The organism is Bacillus sp. N5-665 (genome assembly GCF_022637375.2).
Classification (GTDB): domain Bacteria; phylum Bacillota; class Bacilli; order Bacillales; family Bacillaceae_G; genus Bacillus_A; species Bacillus_A wiedmannii.
In genome coordinates this window covers 5,171,946-5,193,050 of the sequence record NZ_CP093325.1, presented here as the reverse complement: position 1 = coordinate 5,193,050, position 21,105 = coordinate 5,171,946, and the positions used below count along the sequence as shown (strand labels likewise).

Sequence of the window (21,105 nt, the reverse complement as noted above, 5' to 3'; positions counted from 1 at the left end):
CAAACTTACCATGAAAAAAATAGCATTAGCGGTATTAAGCCTTGGTCTACTTGTAAGTGGGTGTAGTGCAGGTGCCGACAAAGATGACAAAGTGGTTGAGAAATCGGGGAAAGCAAAAGGACAAGCAATCGTTCCGAAGTACTCTATTTCGGATGAATATTATAAGACGACTATTCCATTTGAAGCAGGAGCAGCACGTGGTTTAGTTGTACAAGGAGTAAGTAATCGTCTTGATATAGATGAATTTGAAACAGGATTAATGCGTATTGCAAAAGAATCCTTTAGTACGAAAGATCATTTCTTTAAAGGTGGAAGTGCTCTAGATACTCAAAATTTACAGATGCTTGTTAAAAGAAAGCGTACAGATGCTGAACAAAAGGAACTAGAGGACAAATTAAAAAAAGATGCAGTTAAATTTCCAAACATTGGTTTAAACCCAGCGTTAAGTGGAGGATCTGAATCATTAGAGGCAAAAAATAAAAAAAATCCAATATATATTTCAAATATTTTAGAGCATGATTATTATGTGAAAAAAGGCGGAACAGATGAACTCCAAGGCATTGTAGTTGGTTTAGCAATGAATTCGGTTCATTATTACGAGGAAGAGCATGGTTATCCGCGTGAAGCTAAAATCGAGCAAGAAAAAATGTTAGCTGAAGGGAAAAAAATGGCGCAAGAAGTCTTGAAATTTATGCATGAAAAAAAACCTGACACAAAAAATGTTCCGATAACATTTGCAATTTATCGTCAGGCTCCAAAGGCTTCACTCGTGCCAGGTAACTTTGTTTCTTATGTGAATGTTGAAAAAGGCAGTGAAACGGTTGAGGATTGGAAACAAATTAATGAGAAATATTATTTGTTCCCATCTGAACAAGCGAAAACAGATAATAAACGTGAAGACCTTGCGAGAGTATCGAACTTTAAAGCAAAACTAAGCGATTATTTCCAAGGCGACTATACAGCTGTTATCGGTACTGGTATGTATAGAGACGATGAATTAAGAGAAATAAAGCTTGATATTCCTGTCCAGTTTAATGGGAAAGCAGAAATAATTGGTTTTACACAATATGTAGCCGGGCTTGTTATGGAATACTTCCCGAATTATATGAAAGTACAAGTAACGATTAAATCTGTAGAACGCCCAGAAGCGATTATTATACGTGAAGCGAAGCAAGATGAACCATTTGTGAAAATTTTAGATTAAATAGAAAGGCTGTTCCTTTTATGGAACGGCTTTTTTTCTTGGGGAATTTTGTTATAATTTAAAATGTTATAAATAATGGGGCTAAGGGGTAAGGCACATGGACGAATTAAGTTTTCAAGTCATTATTTTATTAATTGCATTCGGCTTTTTAGCAGCTTTTATTGATTCAGTTGTTGGTGGTGGTGGATTAATTTCGCTTCCGGCACTTATGTTTGTTGGTTTACCACCAGCTTCGGCAATTGCAACAAATAAATTAGCGGCAACGATGGGGACGTTTACGAGTGCAATTTATTTTATTCGATCAGGAAAGGTCGATTTTAAAATTGTAGGAAAGTTAATCCCGTTAACTGTTATAGGAGCGGTCGCAGGTGCTTTAGTAGTAAAGTTTATTCCGCCGGATATTTTACGTCCGTTAGTGCTTGTGATGTTGGTGTTTATTGCCATTTATATTATTGCGAAAAAGGATTGGGGAAGTGTATCCACCTATAAGAAGATGACGAAAAGAAAAACATTAATATTTTTCTTTGTTATTTTAATGATAGGGTTTTACGATGGATTTTTTGGCCCAGGGACAGGATCTTTTTTAATTTTTGCATTTTTATTAATTGGTTTGGATTTTATTCAAGCGGCAGCATCTGGAAAACTTTTGAACTTTGTTAGTAATATCGTATCTTTAATTACTTTTTTATTTTTAGACGTAATTCATTTTGAATACGGTATTATTATGGGATTATCAATGATCTTAGGTGCTTATTTTGGATCAAAGTTTGCAGTTCAAAAAGGTGTTGGATATGTTAGGACTTTATTTTTATTAGTAACTATTTTATTAATCGGAAAAAATGTTTTGGAATATACTCATATTTTGTAGAGTTATACTTTTGTATAACTCTATTTTTTTATTATATTTTAAAAATTTATTAATTTTTAAAATATAAGTCTAGGAATATTTGAATAAATCTAAATTATCGTGTAGAATAATGTTGTAAAATGTAAACGTTTTTCTAAGGGGAGGCTAAAAAAATGGTAGTAGCATACAAACATGAGCCATTTACAGATTTTTCAGTGGAGGCTAACAAATTAGCGTTTGAAGAAGGTTTAAAGAAAGTAGAATCTTATCTTGGACAAGACTATCCATTAATTATTGGGGGAGAAAAAATCACTACAGAAGACAAAATTGTTTCTGTAAACCCTGCAAATAAAGAGGAACTTGTTGGTCGCGTTTCAAAAGCAAGCCGTGAGTTAGCTGAAAAAGCAATGCAAGTAGCGGATGAAACATTCCAAACTTGGAGAAAATCAAAGCCAGAAATGCGTGCAGACATTTTATTCCGTGCTGCAGCAATCGTTCGTCGCAGAAAACATGAATTCTCTGCTATTCTTGTAAAAGAAGCAGGTAAACCATGGAATGAGGCAGATGCTGATACAGCAGAAGCAATCGACTTTATGGAATATTATGGTCGTCAAATGTTAAAATTAAAAGACGGTATTCCAGTAGAAAGCCGTCCAATTGAATATAATCGTTTCTCTTACATTCCATTAGGAGTAGGTGTTATCATTTCTCCTTGGAACTTCCCATTCGCAATTATGGCAGGTATGACAACAGCTGCTTTAGTTTCTGGTAACACAGTATTACTAAAACCAGCTAGTACAACTCCTGTAGTAGCAGCGAAATTCATGGAAGTATTAGAAGAAGCTGGCTTACCGGCTGGCGTAGTAAACTTCGTTCCAGGTAATGGTTCTGAAGTTGGTGACTACTTAGTAGATCACCCTCGTACACGTTTCGTGAGCTTCACTGGATCTCGTGATGTAGGTATCCGTATTTATGAGCGCGCAGCGAAAGTAAACCCAGGCCAAATTTGGTTAAAACGCGTTATCGCTGAAATGGGTGGTAAAGATACAATCGTTGTTGATAAAGAAGCAGATCTTGAATTAGCAGCTAAATCTATCGTTGCATCAGCATTCGGATTCTCAGGACAAAAATGTTCTGCATGTTCTCGTGCAGTAATCCATGAAGATGTATACGATCACGTATTAAATCGTGCTGTTGAATTAACGAAAGAATTAACAGTTGCTAACCCAGCTGTATTAGGTACAAACATGGGTCCTGTTAATGACCAAGCTGCATTCGATAAAGTAATGAGCTATGTTGCAATTGGTAAAGAAGAAGGTAGAATCTTAACAGGTGGCGAAGGAGACGATTCTAAAGGCTGGTTCATCCAACCAACAATCGTTGCTGACGTTGCAGAAGATGCTCGCTTAATGAAAGAAGAAATCTTCGGACCAGTAGTAGCATTCTGTAAAGCAAAAGACTTTGATCATGCACTTGCAATTGCAAACAATACAGAATACGGTTTAACAGGTGCTGTTGTTACTAACAACCGTGACCATATTGAAAAAGCACGTGAAGAATTCCACGTGGGTAACTTATACTTCAACCGTGGATGTACTGGTGCAATCGTAGGTTACCAACCATTCGGTGGCTTTAACATGTCTGGTACAGACTCTAAAGCTGGTGGCCCTGACTACTTAGCACTTCACATGCAAGCAAAAACTACTTCTGAAACTTTATAAGAAATAGTAGAAGAGATCTTCGCAGTCTGCGAAGATCTCTTTTTTTTTTTTTTTTTGAAAAAGTTTCTATATTTGGATCAAGATAGATATGAGTAGAAAAACTAATAAAGTAATAAGGTTTACTTCAGTAAATAAGGTATACTATATTTGTTGAATAGATTCTCTTTAAAGACAAGAAAAGTAGGTGAACAAAGTGGGAAAATATCAATTGGATTACAAAAGTCAGGTAGCCGTGGCAAAGTTTCATGAAAAACAGACGCCTGCCAAATTTGATAAAAAGCAGCAAATTGAAAAATTGCGTGCGGAGTATTTGAAAAAGAAGCAAAAATAAACAGATAAATAATATGTTACGTTTTTGATAGGAGAAACCAGTTCTAAGTACCATATATTACTATTCGGTACTTAGAACTAGCTAAACCCTATTAATATCGGGATAAACATGTAAATAGAAACAAAACAACGAGAAAAGTTGACTTATTAGTCATATTTTTTAGTATTCATTTTAAGAATTTCCTGTATAATACAATTTGAAAGAAAATCTATGGTTTGACAAGAAACACTCTTTTCGGTTTTGCTCACTGAAGGGAGTGTTTTTTTGTAGCCAAAAACTCCTCTGTACTCATTACAGTTGCATATACTCCATTTAAACTAGCCAAAATTGTGTTATGAATATAAACGGCCGGTATAGTAGCATTCTTAAAAGAAAGATCTTTTGTAGCACAAGCATCATGTATAACGGTACATGGAAAGCCGAAATCAAAAGCAGCCCTTACGGTAGCATCAATACACATATGAGTCATCATCCCGCATATGATGACGTGCTCAATGTCTAAACGTTGTAATTGTTCTAGAAGATCAGTTTCGCGAAAACTATTTGGATAATGTTTGAGTATAACGGTTTCTTCTCTAAGTGGACGTACGCTTTCATGAATATGTACACCTTCTGTATTGGGTAGGAAAAAAGTAGCGTCATCTTTTATTGCTACATGTTGGATATGAAAAATAGGTTCGTTTTTCGTTCTAAAGAGTTGTAGCAGCTGACTAGCATATTGGCTTGCTTCTACTGGATTACGCAATTCCATCTTTCCATGTGGAAAATAATCATTTTGAATATCAACGAGTAAAAGAGCTGTTTTCATATATTTATCTTCCTCCGATTTCATATTCAAATAATGGTATTCAATTTATAGAAAGGATTCTCCTTTTAAAAAATATGAAGGAGGAGAATTTAACATAACTTTAAAAATCATTATTGTATGTGATTTTTTATTTGAAAATTTTAATAGAGGGATAATTAATATTTTTCTAAAAAATGTATTGACTCTTATTATTCTGAGTTCTATAATGAGAATTAATTAAACGACAATTAAATCGATACATTCTTATCCAGAGAGGTGGAGGGACTGGCCCTACGATACCTCAGCAACGGGTTTTTTAATACCGTGCTAACTCCAGCAAGCCTATGAAAGGCTTGGAAGATGAGAAGATGTGAACGAGTACATATAAGTGCTCTCCTTCTTATCTTTACGGTTGATAAGAAGGAGAGCACTTTTTATTTTACCTCGAAAGCTCTACTTCAAGTTTTTACAGCATATAGGAGGGAAGAAAATGATTTCTTTTAACAATGTAAGTAAAGTATATGAATCAGGTGGGCAATCTGTTCATGCGGTGGAGGATGTAACGTTATCAGTTGAGAAGGGCGAAATTTTCGGTATCATCGGTTTTAGTGGCGCTGGAAAGAGTACGTTATTACGCCTAGTAAATATGTTAGAGAAACCAACGGCAGGAACGATTTCAATAGATGATAAAGATATTACATCACTATCGACGAAAGAATTACGAAAGCTAAGACAAAGAATCGGGATGATTTTTCAAAGTTTTAATTTATTTAATTCAAGAACAGTGTTTGGGAATATTGCATACCCATTAAAGTTAGCGAAAGTACCAAAGAATGAGATAAAAGAAAGAGTAAATGAACTGCTGAAGTTTGTAGGATTAGAAGATAAAGCAAACTATTATCCAGAGCAACTATCAGGTGGTCAAAAGCAACGTGTTGGCATTGCTAGAGCACTTGCAACATCGCCAGACATTCTTATATGTGATGAGGCAACATCAGCTTTAGATCCAGAAACAACGACAGAGATTCTGAACTTATTAAAGAAAGTAAATCGAGAATACAATGTAACGATTCTACTCATTACACATGAAATGCATGTTGTGAAAGAAATTTGTCACCGTGTAGCTGTAATGGAGAAGGGAAAGGTTATTGAAGAAGGAAAACTGTTTGACGTTTTCACACAACCAAAAACAAAGACAACTCAAAACTTTGTACGCTCCATTATTAATGATCATTTACCGGAAAGTGTTCTAGGGAAAATTCAAAATGGTGGACAAATTTATCGCTTAACATTTACTGGTGAAGAGACAGGGCAGCCGGTACTATCATATATCGCGAAAAACTATAACGTCGATGTAAACGTACTGTACGGAAATATTATTGAACTTCAAAATGTGCTATTTGGAAATCTACTTGTAGAACTGCAAGGTGAGCAGAAAGAAATTCAAAAAGCATTACAACATCTACGACTACAAGTGCAGCTGAAGGAGGTAGAAGCTCATGCGAGTTGATTGGAGTATATTTTGGCCCCGCATAGTAGATGCGACGGGGGATACCCTCTTAATGGTAATTGTAACCCTTATATTTGCTACAATTCTTGGTATACCTCTAGGTTTACTATTATATGTAACGAGAAAAGGGAACTTTTTAGAAAATAAATGGGTCTTTTCTATTCTTAATATCATTATTAACACAATTCGTCCGGTTCCATTCATTATCTTCTTAGTAGCTTTAAGCCCACTAACAAGAAGTGTTATCGGAACGACGATTGGAACAGCAGCAGCAATCTTTCCGATGACGTTAGTTGCATCAATCGGTATTGCTAGAATGGTTGAAACAAACCTTGTTTCAGTTCCAAAGGGAGTCATTGAAGCAGCTCAAGCGATGGGGGCTTCACCAATTAGAATTGTTTTTGAAATCCTTGTGCCAGAAGCGTTAGCGCCATTGATTTTAGGTGTTACGTTTATGACAGTTGGTTTAATTGAATTTTCTGCAGTTGCTGGGCTTGTCGGTGGTGGCGGTCTTGGTGACTTAGCGATGACATATGGTTATCAACGTTTTGATACATCAGTTATGTTCGTAACGGTCGTTTTACTTATTATTCTTGTACAGGTAGCTCAAAATTTAGGAAACTACTTTGCGAAAGTCTTTTTACGCAGAACATAAAAAGGAAGAGGGGAAAAGAAAATGAAGAAAATTTTAGCATTTGCATTATCAGCGATTGTAGGAATTTCAGCGTTAAGCGGCTGCTCAAGTGGAGACACGGGGGCAGGAGCAAAAGAGAAAGTAGTTCGCGTTGGCGTAACCGGAACAGATGGAGACGCTTGGGAAATTTTAAAGAAAAAAGCTGAAAAAGAGGGAATTAAAATTAAACTGGTTGAGTTCTCTGATTACACAACGCCAAATAAAGCGTTAGCTGATGGAGATATTGAACTAAACTCATTCCAGCACGTTGCTTTCTTAGAGCAATTTAAAAAAGAGCATAAGTTAGATATTACAGCTGTTGGTACAACGCAAATTGCACCAATGGGCTTATACTCTGAAAAATATAAGAAGGCAAATGAAATTCCAGATGGTTCAGAAATTGCGATTCCAAATGATCCAACGAACCAAGCTCGTGCATTAAAACTTCTTGATGCAGCTGGATTATTAAAGCTTAAGAAAGACTTTGGCTTATTCGGAGATCCAAGCGGCATTGCTGAAAATCCGAAGAAGTTAAAAATTACACCGGTTATCGCACAGCAAACACCTCGTGTATTAAAAGATGTTGCAGCTTCAGTTATTAATAACGGTGTTGCTGGTCAAGCTGGATTAGATCCAGCGAAGGATCCAATTTTCTTAGAAGATCCAAAGAATGAAAATGCGAAGCCATATATTAATATTTTCGCAGCTCGTACAAAAGATAAAGATGATCCAACACTGAAAAAAGTAATTGAACTATATCATTCAAAAGAAGTAACAGATGCAATTAAGAAAGAAACAAATGATGGTTCCATTTCAGTAGATCTTTCACTTGAGGAGCTTGAAAAAATCGTAAAATAATTATCGGGTTTAACGATTAACAGTAGGAACCCCTCCGCTGTTAGCTCGTTCAACATATAATCTACTTAACAAACAAAACCCTAATTCTGTACCTTCCAATTCTGTATAACGTAGAATCCAATGTTTGTTAAGTAGAGTGATGGACCAGGAGTTTTCCTGGTCTTTTTTTATTACTGAAAGTAGCTAGCGAGTAATAAGATAATCCAAATTATAATGGGGTAAGAAAATAAGCTGAAAATAAGTGTAATTACGAATTGCTTTTTATGAATTAAGTATTTTTGGGATAAAAAAAAGAAAATAGAAAAAATAGCAATGAAAACAGCTGATATTACGCCAGGATTATAGGAACGATAAATAAAAAACAAAATAATATGTTGAACAGAGTTGAAGAAGATAGCCCCTTGTATAAAAATAATCCAGTATATAGAAGACAAGAAGTTCAGTTGATATAGAAAGACGATAAGTAAAACAAAGAGAGTTAATACAGAAATCGCAATGAAAAATTGTTGACTAGTTATAAAAGTAATCGAAAATTGATTAGCAAGATATCGTGGCATCTGGAAAGATTCTTCAAGGTTATGAATGAAAAATAAAAAGGGAATTAGCCAGATTGTAAGAGTAGTAAAGTGTCTTGCAGAAGAAGTTTTTATCAATTTACATCAGCTCCAATAAAGGGATAGAAAGCCTATAGGAAAAGGCCTTCTATAAGGATATGATTATTCAATTACAATACTTTTTAAATTACTCTCAGGTTGTGGTTGTTCGGCAACATAAGAAGATAGCTCCTCTTGCAAAATATTTAGTATTTGCTTAGCTGATTGCTGGATTGGGGGAGGTAACTCTTCTAATATATTCATACCGACTTTTATTTTTGTACGAATTACCTTCCTTAGTAGTTCCTCACGCATGCACTACACCTCCAAATCGAATGTTTAGTACATCATCTTCGAATTTTGCTCCTTGAATAGAAAGGTGTGTTAATGTTTTTGGTAATGTGATGTTCCGTTTCACAGAACCAGCACGAATGATAAGCTCATCACCTTTTTGATTTAATGCAAGTTCACTTTTGTTAGAGAAGGGAATGGAAAGTACAAAAATATATTCATCGCCATCTTTTTTTACATATTGAGTGCGACCGTTAAATTTCACTTCCGTAGGAGAAGAATCTGATTTAAATAAAGCGTCTCCTACACGCTCTAACATGGACAAACCGACAACTTCTTGTTCAAACATAGGAGCTTCGTAAATAGGAAGCGGCTGAAAACTATCTTGAATTAATGTTTTATATTTTTTTTGAGTATCTTTCCATGCTTGAAAATAAGGATCGATGACAGTATTAGGGATGACGCGGTTAATCATAATGGCATCTACGTTATAATCGTATAAATTTAAATACGTAAAGCTACGCTGAGCTTCTTTAATGACCATTTTTTCGGGATTTACAACGATGCGGATACTTGTTATTTCTCGATTTGATAAAATATCTCTCATTTCTCCGAGCTGTTCAAGTGTATTCGTTAATTCGTCCATAATATCATCGGTTGGAAGGGGGACACCAAGAAGTGGTTGAGCTACAGGACGAACAACTTTTAAAACTTTTCTTTTAATAGGAAAGAGTTTTTCCATCCACCAGCCGAGCATGTCTGGAAAACTGAGCATTGCTAATGTTTCTCCTGTTGGAGCGCAATCAATGATGATAACATCATATGTGTTTTGTTTATAATAATCGAGTACGCGAAGTAAGCTAATTAAATCTTCCATACCAGGAAACATTGTTAATTCTTCTGTTGTAATATCATCAGCTGCTTTGGAAGTGAAGAGTAGTGTAATATATTTCTGTAATTTCCCCCAGCCTTTTTCCATCTCATAAATCGTATTAATTTCTTGTGCCCACAAATTTTCACGAATTTCTAATGGCTCAGAAGATAGCTTTATACCAAATGAATCTCCTAAACTATGAGCAGGATCTGTACTCATTACTAATGTTTTTAATCCTTGTTTTGCGCTTTGAAGTGCTGTTGCTGCTGAAATGCTAGTTTTTCCTACGCCGCCTTTACCTGTATACAAAATAATTCTCATTATTCTATCCCCTTTGTTTCGAGTGTCGAATATTACGAGTGCCGAAATAAAATATTGAATAAAAACCCAACTAGGGTTTTATTCAATCGGAATGTTTTTCATTTTAGGTGTAGAAACCTTTTCTTCTGTTTTTTGCTGTGACGTAGCGATGTGATTCATGATCTTTTGGAAGATTTGTAGTAAGAATGCTTTTTCTTCTTCTGATAATGCTTCTGTCACTAGGTTAAAGTAATGGGCTGCATTTTGTTTTACTTCTTGGACGAGCATTACGCCGTTTTCTGTTAAACGAATTAATACAATGCGTCGGTCGTTTTCATCACGGTACCTTTCAATATATCCCTTTTTTACGAGGCGATTTACAACACCTGTCGTTGTACTCATCGGTATATCAAGAAGGTCAGCAATTTTTGTCATTGTAATATCTGTATTTCGCTCCATCCAAAGTAAACAAAATACTTCTGTTTTAGAAAGTGTTAAATCTAGGCTTACCCATTCTTCAGGATAAAAAAGTTTCTTGGCGTTATCTAGCAGTAAGTCTAAAAAATGTTCATATTGCAACAATTATTTCCACTCCCGTATATTTCGAGGTTCGTAATATTTGTTTTTATTTTATGCAGAATTGAAATAAATGTCAATAATTTTAACTGTTTTTTCAGATTAGACAGAAAACTAACTTTAAAATAGTATTCTTTTATGATGGATGTATAAATATAAAACTAGAACTTACATAAAAATCCATCATGGTAAATATACTTATCTATAATGGATGTATAGCTAACGAGGGGGAGAACGATGAGAAGACGTAATACGCAAGCGTTCACGTTTTTAGCATGGACTTCATTTGTTTGTGCACTTTCAGGTATGCTAATTGGGATTTATACGTTAGATGAAACGCTTAGTGTAAAAGGATATTATTTAATTGGAACATTATTTTTGACGATGTCTTGTTTTGTATTACAAAAAACAATTCGTGATAATGAAGAAGATAACGAGAGATTTCCGAAAAATAAACCGTTAGATAAAGAGTAAATCGTAAAGAAAGGCGTTTGCCTTTCTTTTTTTATGTAAAAATGCAGTAAGTGCCGTGTGTTGACTTGCTTGAAGTACTGAAAATTTGGTATCATCAATAGTATTGTAGATTGAACGATATATTATGGAGGTGGCCTAGCCGTGTCAAGAATTTCCGTTGAGAATGTAAAGCACGTAGCACATTTAGCACGTCTTGCAATTACTGATCAAGAAGCTGAAAAATTTCAAAAACAACTAGATGCAATTGTTACATTTGCAGAACAGTTAAATGAATTAGATACAACTGATGTAAAACCAACAACTCATGTATTAACTATGAAAAATGTTATGCGTGAAGATGTACCAGAAAAAGGTTTACCAGTCGAAGAAGTATTAAAAAATGCACCGGATCACAAAGATAATCAAATCCGTGTTCCAGCAGTATTAGAATAGAGGAGGGGAATTTCGATGTCATTATTTGATCATTCCGTATCAGAGTTACATAAGAAGTTAAACAACAAAGAAATTTCCGTTACGGATTTAGTAGAAGAATCTTACAAACGTATTGCGGATGTTGAAGATAACGTAAAAGCTTTTCTTACATTAGATGAAGAAAACGCACGCGCGAAAGCGAAAGAATTAGACGCGAAAATTGGTGCTGAAGATAATGGTTTATTATTCGGTATGCCAATTGGTGTAAAAGATAACATTGTAACTAACGGTCTTCGTACAACTTGTGCGAGCAAAATGTTAGCAAACTTTGATCCAATTTATGATGCAACAGTTGTGCAAAAGCTAAAAGCTGCTGACACAGTTACAATCGGTAAGTTAAATATGGACGAGTTCGCAATGGGTTCTTCAAATGAAAACTCAGGTTTCTACGCTACGAAAAATCCATGGAACTTAGATTACGTTCCAGGCGGATCTAGTGGTGGTTCTGCAGCAGCTGTAGCAGCAGGAGAAGTATTATTCTCTCTAGGTTCTGATACGGGTGGTTCTATCCGTCAGCCAGCTGCATATTGCGGCGTTGTAGGTTTAAAACCAACTTACGGACGCGTATCTCGTTACGGATTAGTAGCATTCGCATCTTCACTTGACCAAATCGGACCGATTACACGTACAGTAGAAGATAATGCATACTTATTACAAGCTATTTCAGGTATTGACCGTATGGATGCAACTTCTGCTAACGTTGAAGTAGGAAACTATTTAGCTGGTTTAACAGGCGACGTTAAAGGTTTACGCATTGCTGTACCGAAAGAATACTTAGGAGAAGGTGTTGGCGAAGAAGCTCGTGAGTCAGTACTAGCTGCTTTAAAAGTATTAGAAGGTATGGGCGCAACTTGGGAGGAAGTATCTCTTCCACACTCTAAATACGCTCTAGCAACGTATTACTTATTATCTTCTTCTGAAGCATCTGCTAACCTTTCACGCTTTGATGGCGTACGTTACGGTGTTCGTTCTGATAATGTAAATAATTTATTAGACCTTTACAAAAACACACGTAGCGAAGGTTTTGGTGATGAAGTAAAACGTCGTATTATGCTTGGTACATTTGCACTTAGCTCTGGTTACTATGATGCATACTACAAGAAAGCACAACAGGTACGTACATTAATTAAAAACGACTTTGAAAATGTATTTGCTAACTACGATGTTATTATTGGACCAACAACGCCAACTCCGGCATTTAAAGTGGGCGAAAAAGTTGATGATCCAATGACAATGTATGCAAATGACATTTTAACAATCCCAGTAAACTTAGCGGGTGTTCCAGCGATTTCTGTTCCATGTGGATTCGGTGCTAACAACATGCCACTTGGTCTACAAATCATTGGTAAACACTTCGATGAAGCGACAATTTACCGCGTTGCACATGCGTTTGAGCAAGCAACAGACTATCATACAAAAAAAGCAAGTCTGTAAGGAGGCGAGCATAGATGAATTTAGAAACAATTATTGGTTTAGAGGTTCACGTTGAGTTAAAAACAAATTCGAAAATTTTCTCTGCGAGTCCAACAGAATTCGGAGCGGAGCCAAATACACAAACAAGTGTAATTGACTTAGGATACCCAGGGGTACTTCCTACTTTAAATAAAGAAGCAGTTAACTTTGCAATGAAAGCTGCAATGGCATTAAATTGTGAAATCGCAACGGAAACGAAGTTCGACCGTAAAAACTATTTCTACCCAGATAATCCGAAAGCTTACCAAATTTCTCAATTCGATAAGCCAATTGGTGAAAATGGTTGGATTGAAATTGAAGTAGACGGTAAAAAGAAACGTATCGGTATTACACGTCTTCATTTAGAAGAAGATGCTGGTAAATCAACGCATACAGCTGATGGTTCATTAGTAGACTATAACCGTCAAGGTATGCCTTTAATCGAGATCGTATCTGAGCCAGATATGCGTACGCCAGAAGAAGCATATGCATACTTAGAGAAGTTAAAATCAATCATTCAATACACTGGCGTATCTGATTGTAAGATGGAAGAAGGTTCTCTACGTTGTGATGCGAACATTTCTCTTCGTCCAGTTGGACAAGAGAAGTTCGGTACAAAAGCGGAACTGAAAAACTTAAACTCATTCACTTACGTACAAAAAGGTCTTGAGCACGAGCAAGTGCGTCAAGAGAAAGAATTGTTATCTGGTGGTATCATCCAACAAGAAACACGTCGTTATGATGAAGCAACGAAGAAAACAATCTTAATGCGTGTGAAAGAGGGATCTGACGATTACCGTTACTTCCCAGAGCCAGACTTAGTTGAACTTTACATCGATGATGAGTGGAAAGAAGAAATTCGTGCTTCGATTCCAGAACTTCCAGATGCACGTAAAGCTCGCTACGTTGCAGAAATTGGCTTACCAGCTTATGATGCACACGTATTAACATTAACGAAAGAGATGTCTGATTTCTTTGAAGCAGCAATTGAAGATGGAGCAGATGCGAAACTAACATCAAACTGGTTAATGGGTGAAGTGCTTGCATACTTAAACAAACAACAAAAAGAATTAAAAGACGTTGCATTAACGCCTGCTGGTTTATCTAAAATGGTTCAATTAATTGAAAAAGGTACAATTTCTTCTAAAATCGCGAAGAAAGTATTTAACGAATTAATTGAAAAAGGTGGAGACCCAGAGGAAATCGTTAAAGCAAAAGGTCTTGTTCAAATTTCTGACGAGGGTACACTTCGTAAAGTTGTAACAGAAATTCTTGATAATAATGAGCAATCTATCGAAGACTTTAAAAACGGTAAAGACCGTGCAATTGGCTTCTTAGTTGGTCAAATTATGAAAGCTACAAAAGGACAAGCAAATCCGCCGCTTGTTAACAAAATCTTACTTGAAGAGATTAATAAGCGATAATAATAGTAACTTGTAAAGATTAAGCAGAAAAACACCCGTACATGGGTGTTTTTCTAGGTTAATCAAACGTTTGTTTAAATGAGAGAAGATCGTTTAAACAAACGTTTGATTAACTGTCAAAAGTGGAAAAATGTTTGTATAGCAACTATGGTATGATAGTTGCAAAAAGGTGGGAATAATGATAAATCTAGACATAGAGGTTTTTTTCATCTCATGAAATAATAGATAATTATTATTCGTTACATGTAAATTGTTGTGAGGAAATAGATGGACATAAATTTTTGTAAAATAAAACAAAACCATTGAAATGAATATTTACTTTTGATGGACTACACGAATCGGGTTCTTACTGCCTGTTTGAGCGAGATAAAAGAAGGATAGGAAGATGAGAGGAGGTAGGCATGGGAATACTGAATAGAAGTTCGGTATGTTCTTTTTCAATATATAAAGAAATTTCCTGTGCTAATAAATGATGAAGCGAGCAAGAATTATTTATAATCCTACTTCTGGGCGCGAGCTATTTAAGAAGAGCTTACCGGAAGTATTACAAAAATTAGAACAAGCTGGATATGAAGCGTCTTGTCATGCGACAACTGGTCCTGGAGATGCGACTGTGGCAGCGAGGAAAGCTGCGGATCGTAAGTTTGATGTTGTTATCGCAGCTGGTGGTGATGGTACATTAAATGAAGTGGTGAACGGTTTAGTAGGACATGAACATCGTCCAAAGTTTGGAATTATTCCAGTTGGAACGACAAATGATTTTGCGCGTGCGATCGGTGTACCTCGTGCTATTGAAGAGGCTGCGGATATTATTTGTGAAGGGAAAACAGTTCCGTTAGATCTTGGTAGAGCGAATGATACATATTTCATTAATATCGCAGGTGGCGGCCGTATTACAGAATTAACATATGAAGTGCCAAGCAAGCTAAAAACGGTATTAGGCCAACTTGCTTATTATTTAAAAGGAATCGAAATGCTACCATCATTACATCCAACATATGTTGAAATCGAGTATGATGGAAAGTTGCTACAAGAAGAAATTACGATGTTTTTAATTACGAATACTCGTTCAGTTGGTGGATTCGAAAAAGTAGCACCATATGCATCGATTAATGATGGCTTATTTGATTTATTAGTACTGAAAAAAGGTTCTATCGCTGACTTAATTAAAGCAGCAACACAAGCGCAGCGTGGTGAACATATTAACAATCCAAAAGTGCTATACACGCAAGCAAACCGAATTAAAGTGCATTCACCAGATAAACTAATGATTAATTTAGATGGTGAATACGGTGGAGATGCACCGATGGAATTCGAAAATATATATCATTGTCTTGAACTATTTGTTCCTGAACAACAAGAGGATGCCCTGTAAAGGCATCCTTTTTATTATATAGAGGAATTGTAAATTGGAAGTTAGTTTGATTTTTATGGTATTTTTACAATTCGTTTATTTTATATCCATACTTTATTGATACACTGGAGGAGATAAGAAACGAGAGGTAGGGTGCTATGGAGAAGGTAAAAGCAATATTATTTGATAAAGACGGGACATTAATGGATTTTCATTCAATTTGGATAAAAGTAGCTGAAGAGCTTGTCGCTGAATGTATAAAATTATATCAACTCCCACAGTCAATGCAGCAGGCTTTATTAAAAGAAATCGGTGTGGATGGGGCATTTGTTCATCCTCGTAGCGCAATAGCTGCTGGAACGAGCCTTGATGTTGCAAAGGGGCTTTGTAAGTATATTACGTCATCTAAGGAAGAGGAGATGCATGAGTGGGTAAGTGAAAAGTTATTTTCTCTTATGTATGAGCATCGTTCCTATATGAAAATGACGGCGGATTTACCGAGAATTTTACAAGGTTTAAAGGATAGAGGATTTATTTTAGGTGTTGTTACAGCTGATGATTTTGCACCGACAGAATTGTTTTTAAAACAGTATCAATTAGAGTCTTTTTTTGATTATGTTGTAGCTTCAGATACGTTTCCGGCACAAAAACCAGATAAAAGAATTGTAGAGTCTTTTTGTGAGAAGTTTCATTTAGAAGCATGTGAAGTAGCCATCGTTGGAGATACACCGACTGATTTATATTTAGCGAGAAATGGCGGCGATTGCTATGCCATTGGAGTACTGTCTGGCACAGGAGATCGTCAAACTTTAGAACCACTTGCGGATTTAGTAGTACAATCTGTAGGGGAGTTTATTTCTCATTCGGGTGAGTTGATTTGGGAACAAGGAAAGTCTAATGTGTAAGAAAAATAAGTCTATAAGGACTCTTAATGAGTCTTTATAGACTTATTTTTTATGTCGACATAGAAGGTATGCAGGATGAATGCTGGGAAAGAACGTTGGCATACATTTTGCAATGAAAAGAGAAAACAATGTAAAGAAAAGGATGGGGTACGTAATGAACACAAAAAAATTTGCTAAAGTAAATGAACAAATTCCTGGACCGAAAGCAGCGTCTTTATTAGAACGCCGCCAAAATATAGTACCAAAAGGAGTAAGTAACGGCATCCCAACGTTTGTACAATCTGCAAATGGTTCTCTTGTAACAGATGTTGATGGCAATCAGTACATTGATTTCGCGGGAGCAATCGGAACAATTAACGTAGGACATTGTCATCCAGCTGTTAAAGAAGCGCTCCATAAACAAGTAGATCAATACATTCATACTGGATTTAATGTCATGATGTATGAGCCATATATTGAATTAGCAGAAAAACTTGCGGCATTAGCACCAGGAAGTTTTGATAAGCAAGTACTATTTTTAAATAGTGGTGCAGAAGCGGTTGAAAACGCAGTGAAAATTGCTCGTAAATATACAAAAAGACCTGGTATTATTGCATTTTCTAAAGGATTCCATGGGCGTACATTAATGACAATGACGATGACAAGTAAAGTAAAGCCATATAAATTTGGATTTGGCCCATTCGCTCCAGAAGTATATAAAGCGCCGTTTCCGTACGAATATCGCCGTCCAGAAGGATTAACGGAAGAGCAGTACGATGACTTTATTATTGAAGAGTTTAAGAATTTCTTCATATCAGAGGTAGCACCAGAAACAATTGCAGCCGTTGTAATGGAACCTGTTCAAGGGGAAGGCGGATTTATCGTTCCAAGTAAGAAGTTTGTGCAAGAAGTACGCAGTATTTGTTCAGAACACGGCATCTTATTTGTAGCTGATGAAATTCAAACAGGATTTAGCCGTACAGGAAAATACTTTGCCATTGATCATTATGATGTCGTTCCAGATTTAATTACGGTATCTAAATCATTAGGCGCTGGTGTACCAATTAGTGGCGTTATTGGGCGCAAGGAAATTATGAATGAGTCTGCGCCAGGAGAGCTTGGTGGAACGTATGCAGGAAGCCCACTAGGATGTGCATCAGCATTAGCAGTGCTTGATGTAATAGAAAAAGAGAATTTAAATGATAGAGCGATAGAATTGGGGAAAGTTGTAATGAATCGATTCGAAGAGATGAAAAATAAATATAATTGCATCGGTGATGTGCGTGGTTTAGGAGCAATGTGTGCATTCGAGCTTGTTCAAGATCGGAAGACGAAAGCACCTGATAAAACGTTAACAGCTAATTTGTGCGCAGAGGCAAATAAACGCGGATTACTCCTACTATCAGCAGGGACATATGGTAATGTTATTCGTGTGTTAATGCCATTAGTTATTACAGATGAGCAACTTGAAGAAGGATTAACAATAATTGAAGAATCATTGCAAGTCTGTTATGAGAAAGCAAATACTGCTCGTGTTTAAAAGCTAAATAATAAATCGCAAACATTCTAGCTGACTCTATATAAAATGCAGAAAATTCACTTTATAATAAAGGTAGTGAAGTGAATCGATGTATTGGAAGTTAGGGGTGGCTAGGATGGTTGGAGAAAAGGAACGAGTGTTAATGGATTTACAAGATGTATTTGAATATGCGTTTGACGAAATTTTTGTGACTGACGAAAAGGGAATCGTTGTGCGTGTAAATAGTACATGTGAAAGGCACTATCAACTAGCTGCTAAAGAGTTAGTAGGTAAGCATGTGAAAGAATTGCAGAAGGATGGTATCTTTTATCCATCAGCAACGTTAGAAGTAATTGAAAAAAAGAGACCGATTGAACTCGTTCAAACGACAAAATCAGGAGAGTATTTACATGTTCGTACAAGGCCTGTTTTTGATAATGAGGGAAATTTAAGAAGGGTAATTAGTTATTCCCGTGATCTTACAGAACTCTACCAATTACGTCAAAAGGTAGAGGAAATGGATAATCAGTTAAAAACATATAAAAAAGAATTAAGAGAAACATATGAACATGAAGGACTTATTTTTAAAAGTATCGCTATGCAAAAAATAGTCGAGACAATCAAGAAAGTATCTGTGGTAGATAGTACAGTTCTCGTTTTAGGTGAGACAGGAGTAGGGAAGAGTCGATTAGTACGTCATTTACATGAAGTGAGTAACAGGAAGAATGAAAGTTTCTATGAAATTAATTGTGCGGCATTGCCAACGAATTTAATTGAATCAGAGCTTTTTGGATACTCAGGTGGATCTTTTACAGGTGCGAATCGTGAAGGGAAAAAGGGACTATTAGAATCAGCTCATAAAGGAACTCTTTTCTTAGATGAAATTGGCGAAATGCCGCTTGAAATTCAAGCGAAACTTTTGCAAGTGTTGCAAGAAAAAACGTTTCGTCCTATTGGCGGAAGAGAATTAAAAAAGGTGGACGTTAGAATTGTAGCGGCTACAAATAGAGATTTAAATATGATGGTGAAACAAGGAACATTCCGGAAAGATTTATATTATCGTCTGAATGTCATTCCAATTGTAATTCCACCACTCAGGGAAAGAACCGAAGACATTTTGCCACTCATTTATCATTATTTACAGCACTTTAACGAAAAATATGGCCGGAATGTAAAATTAGCGCCTAGCACATTGCAAATGTTTGTTGGTTACCCATGGGAAGGAAATAATAGAGAGATTGAAAATGTGATTGAGCGAATTGTTATAACTGCTGATGATATCGTTACGATAGAAGATTTGCCAATAGCAATGCAAGAATCAACGGTTGAACAGTCCGGCCAAAGTCTCTATAAAATGTTAGAAGAAGTAGAACGGAATATTATTTTGAAAGCATATAAAACATATGGATCGAGTTATAAAGTAGCGGAGTTTTTAAAAATAAGTCAATCTGCTGCCACTAGGAAGATAAAGAAACTTATAGAGGAGGAAGAACACATTGGATAAAAAAGCGACGTTTGTAAATGTAGAGAAAAAGGCGATGTATATAAATGGTGAGTGGATTACATTGCAAGAACAAATCGAAGTAAATAATCCAGCAACGAAAGAAATATTTGCGACGGTACCAAAGGGCGGGGTAACAGAGGCAAAGCAAGCTGTTGATGCTGCTCATGAAGCTTTTAAATCATGGTCTAAGTTAACAGCAGCAGACCGTGCAGTGAAGTTAAAAAAATGGTTCACACTTATCGATGAAAATAAAGAAGAGATTGCAGCGATTATGACGAGAGAACAAGGAAAGCCGTTTGCAGAAGCACTTGGTGAAGTGAATTATGCCAATAGCTTTGTTGAATGGTATGCAGAAGAAGGTAAACGCGTATATGGCGAAATGATTCCTGCTTCTCATCCGAATAAACGTATTTTAGTTATGAAACAACCGGTTGGAGTTATGGCCGCTATTACACCTTGGAACTTCCCGGCTGCTATGATTACGAGAAAGGTAGCCCCGGCGCTTGCAGCGGGATGTACGGCAGTTGTAAAACCGGCAAGCCAAACGCCGTTAACTGCTTTGAAATTAGCTGAATTAGCCCATGAAGCGGACATTCCAAAAGGCGTAATAAATATTGTAACAGGCAGTGCGAAAGCAATTGCTGATACGTGGATGGAAGATGGACGTGTTCGAAAAGTTTCCTTTACAGGATCAACTGAGATTGGGAAAGAATTAATGGCTAGTGCTGCACAAACGATGAAAAAGGTTTCACTTGAGTTAGGTGGTCACGCGCCGTTTATTGTTATGAATGATGCGGACTTAGATAAAGCGGTAGAGGCGGTAATCGGTTCGAAATTCCGTAACGCAGGACAAACGTGTATATGTACAAACCGAGTATTTGTTCAGGAAGAAGTGTATGAAGTATTTGCAGAGAAGTTTCAAAAGGCAGTAGGGCAGTTAAAAGTAGGAGACGGTTTCGGTGATGGAACGACTGTAGGACCACTTATTGACGAGAATGCAGTTTCGAAAGTACAGGAACATATTGAAGATGCTATTCAAAAGGGTGGAAAAGTTTTATTTGGTGGCCAAAAGGTTGCAGAGCTAGATGGACACTTTATGCAACCAACTGTAATTGGATTGGCGAACGATACGATGCTTTGTATGAATGAAGAAACATTCGGTCCAGTTGCACCAGTTGCGAAATTTAAAACGGTTGAAGAAGTAATCGAACGTGCAAATAATACACCATATGGCTTAGCTGCTTATATTTTCACAAAAGATATTAGTCAAGCATTCCAAGTTAGCGAGGCATTAGAGTACGGTATTATCGGATTAAATGATGGACTTCCATCAGTTGCACAAGCACCGTTTGGTGGCTTTAAAGAAAGTGGTATTGGCCGTGAAGGAGGGCATTTCGGTATCGAGGAATATTTAGAAATTAAATATATTTCATTAGGACTATAAGTAGTATACTAGAA

The 21,105-nt window shown here is 36.4% G+C and carries 21 protein-coding genes and 1 riboswitch; of the genes, 16 read left to right on the top strand and 5 right to left on the bottom strand.

Annotation, left to right across the window (positions count from 1 at the left end):
• The first annotated feature begins 10 nt into the window (after positions 1-10).
• From MNO09_RS29180 to MNO09_RS29165, 4 genes are all read left to right on the top strand, one after another.
• The gene (locus MNO09_RS29180) at positions 11-1,204 is read left to right on the top strand and encodes a CamS family sex pheromone protein (RefSeq protein WP_000717023.1); all 1,194 of its coding nucleotides are present in this window, start codon (positions 11-13) and stop codon (positions 1,202-1,204) included.
• A gap of 97 nt (positions 1,205-1,301) precedes the next feature.
• Positions 1,302-2,072, top strand: a complete 771-nt coding sequence (locus MNO09_RS29175) for a TSUP family transporter (RefSeq protein ID WP_000343967.1) — start codon at positions 1,302-1,304, stop codon at positions 2,070-2,072.
• 152 nt (positions 2,073-2,224) lie between these two features.
• Entirely contained in the window at positions 2,225-3,772 is a 1,548-nt protein-coding gene (gene pruA / locus MNO09_RS29170) for an L-glutamate gamma-semialdehyde dehydrogenase (protein ID WP_000259557.1), read from the top strand.
• A 193-nt stretch (positions 3,773-3,965) separates the two neighbouring features.
• Positions 3,966-4,103, top strand: coding sequence for a hypothetical protein (locus tag MNO09_RS29165; RefSeq protein WP_000521651.1), 138 nt, complete (start codon positions 3,966-3,968; stop codon positions 4,101-4,103).
• Between the two features lie 244 nt (positions 4,104-4,347).
• Here MNO09_RS29165 and MNO09_RS29160 read toward each other — a convergent pair whose 3' ends face one another.
• Complete coding sequence (locus MNO09_RS29160) at positions 4,348-4,911, bottom strand: cysteine hydrolase family protein (protein WP_002096904.1); 564 nt, start codon at positions 4,909-4,911, stop codon at positions 4,348-4,350.
• Positions 4,912-5,151: 240 nt separating this feature from the next.
• A riboswitch (SAM riboswitch) is annotated at positions 5,152-5,257 on the top strand.
• Between the two features lie 123 nt (positions 5,258-5,380).
• On the opposite strand from MNO09_RS29160, the gene MNO09_RS29155 reads away from it, so the two are divergent.
• The 3 genes from MNO09_RS29155 to MNO09_RS29145 are packed head-to-tail and all read left to right on the top strand — an operon-like array spanning position 5,381 to position 7,931.
• Complete coding sequence (locus tag MNO09_RS29155; protein WP_000622977.1) at positions 5,381-6,400, top strand: methionine ABC transporter ATP-binding protein; 1,020 nt, start codon at positions 5,381-5,383, stop codon at positions 6,398-6,400.
• Positions 6,390-7,055, top strand: a complete 666-nt coding sequence (locus MNO09_RS29150; protein ID WP_001261882.1) for a methionine ABC transporter permease — start codon at positions 6,390-6,392, stop codon at positions 7,053-7,055. The genes MNO09_RS29155 and MNO09_RS29150 overlap by 11 nt, the downstream gene beginning before the upstream one ends.
• A 21-nt stretch (positions 7,056-7,076) precedes the next feature.
• Entirely contained in the window at positions 7,077-7,931 is an 855-nt protein-coding gene (locus MNO09_RS29145; RefSeq protein ID WP_000721587.1) for a MetQ/NlpA family ABC transporter substrate-binding protein, read from the top strand.
• 170 nt (positions 7,932-8,101) lie between these two features.
• Here the strand turns inward: MNO09_RS29145 and MNO09_RS29140 are convergent, their stop codons facing one another.
• The 4 genes from MNO09_RS29140 to MNO09_RS29125 all read right to left on the bottom strand — a co-directional run bounded on the left by MNO09_RS29140 (position 8,102) and on the right by MNO09_RS29125 (position 10,571).
• Positions 8,102-8,584 (bottom strand): HXXEE domain-containing protein, encoded by a 483-nt coding sequence (locus tag MNO09_RS29140; protein ID WP_002096901.1) that lies wholly within the window; start codon positions 8,582-8,584, stop codon positions 8,102-8,104.
• A 63-nt stretch (positions 8,585-8,647) separates the two neighbouring features.
• Positions 8,648-8,839, bottom strand: a complete 192-nt coding sequence (locus tag MNO09_RS29135) for a DUF3926 domain-containing protein (protein ID WP_001206441.1) — start codon at positions 8,837-8,839, stop codon at positions 8,648-8,650.
• Positions 8,832-10,013 (bottom strand): ArsA family ATPase, encoded by a 1,182-nt coding sequence (locus MNO09_RS29130; protein ID WP_078183498.1) that lies wholly within the window; start codon positions 10,011-10,013, stop codon positions 8,832-8,834. Before MNO09_RS29130 ends, MNO09_RS29135 begins: the two co-directional genes overlap by 8 nt.
• Before the next feature lie 75 nt (positions 10,014-10,088).
• Positions 10,089-10,571: a MarR family winged helix-turn-helix transcriptional regulator gene (locus MNO09_RS29125; RefSeq protein ID WP_000942477.1), complete on the bottom strand. Its 483-nt coding sequence runs from the start codon at positions 10,569-10,571 to the stop codon at positions 10,089-10,091.
• 231 nt (positions 10,572-10,802) lie between these two features.
• Here MNO09_RS29125 and MNO09_RS29120 point away from each other — a divergent pair, with 231 nt between their 5' ends.
• The 9 genes from MNO09_RS29120 to gabD all read left to right on the top strand — a co-directional run bounded on the left by MNO09_RS29120 (position 10,803) and on the right by gabD (position 21,091).
• Positions 10,803-11,039, top strand: coding sequence for a YiaA/YiaB family inner membrane protein (locus MNO09_RS29120; RefSeq protein ID WP_001254393.1), 237 nt, complete (start codon positions 10,803-10,805; stop codon positions 11,037-11,039).
• 141 nt (positions 11,040-11,180) lie between these two features.
• Positions 11,181-11,471, top strand: a complete 291-nt coding sequence (gene gatC / locus MNO09_RS29115) for an Asp-tRNA(Asn)/Glu-tRNA(Gln) amidotransferase subunit GatC (protein ID WP_000086999.1) — start codon at positions 11,181-11,183, stop codon at positions 11,469-11,471.
• Between the two features lie 15 nt (positions 11,472-11,486).
• Positions 11,487-12,944 carry an Asp-tRNA(Asn)/Glu-tRNA(Gln) amidotransferase subunit GatA gene (gatA, locus tag MNO09_RS29110; RefSeq protein WP_000051449.1) on the top strand — a complete coding sequence of 486 codons (1,458 nt, stop codon included), beginning with the start codon at positions 11,487-11,489 and terminating at the stop codon, positions 12,942-12,944.
• A gap of 14 nt (positions 12,945-12,958) precedes the next feature.
• The gene (gene gatB / locus MNO09_RS29105) at positions 12,959-14,386 is read left to right on the top strand and encodes an Asp-tRNA(Asn)/Glu-tRNA(Gln) amidotransferase subunit GatB (protein WP_001047688.1); all 1,428 of its coding nucleotides are present in this window, start codon (positions 12,959-12,961) and stop codon (positions 14,384-14,386) included.
• Positions 14,387-14,855: 469 nt separating this feature from the next.
• Positions 14,856-15,761, top strand: a complete 906-nt coding sequence (locus tag MNO09_RS29100; RefSeq protein ID WP_088106794.1) for a diacylglycerol kinase — start codon at positions 14,856-14,858, stop codon at positions 15,759-15,761.
• A gap of 137 nt (positions 15,762-15,898) precedes the next feature.
• Positions 15,899-16,645 (top strand): HAD family hydrolase, encoded by a 747-nt coding sequence (locus tag MNO09_RS29095; protein WP_000416640.1) that lies wholly within the window; start codon positions 15,899-15,901, stop codon positions 16,643-16,645.
• Positions 16,646-16,799: 154 nt separating this feature from the next.
• Positions 16,800-18,164, top strand: a complete 1,365-nt coding sequence (gabT, locus tag MNO09_RS29090; RefSeq protein ID WP_001093024.1) for a 4-aminobutyrate--2-oxoglutarate transaminase — start codon at positions 16,800-16,802, stop codon at positions 18,162-18,164.
• A 115-nt stretch (positions 18,165-18,279) separates the two neighbouring features.
• The gene (locus MNO09_RS29085; RefSeq protein WP_000232671.1) at positions 18,280-19,647 is read left to right on the top strand and encodes a sigma-54 interaction domain-containing protein; all 1,368 of its coding nucleotides are present in this window, start codon (positions 18,280-18,282) and stop codon (positions 19,645-19,647) included.
• A complete protein-coding gene (gene gabD, locus MNO09_RS29080) occupies positions 19,640-21,091 on the top strand; it encodes an NADP-dependent succinate-semialdehyde dehydrogenase (protein ID WP_088106795.1) in 1,452 nt (483 codons plus the stop codon). The genes MNO09_RS29085 and gabD overlap by 8 nt, the downstream gene beginning before the upstream one ends.
• The last annotated feature ends 14 nt before the right edge of the window (positions 21,092-21,105 follow it).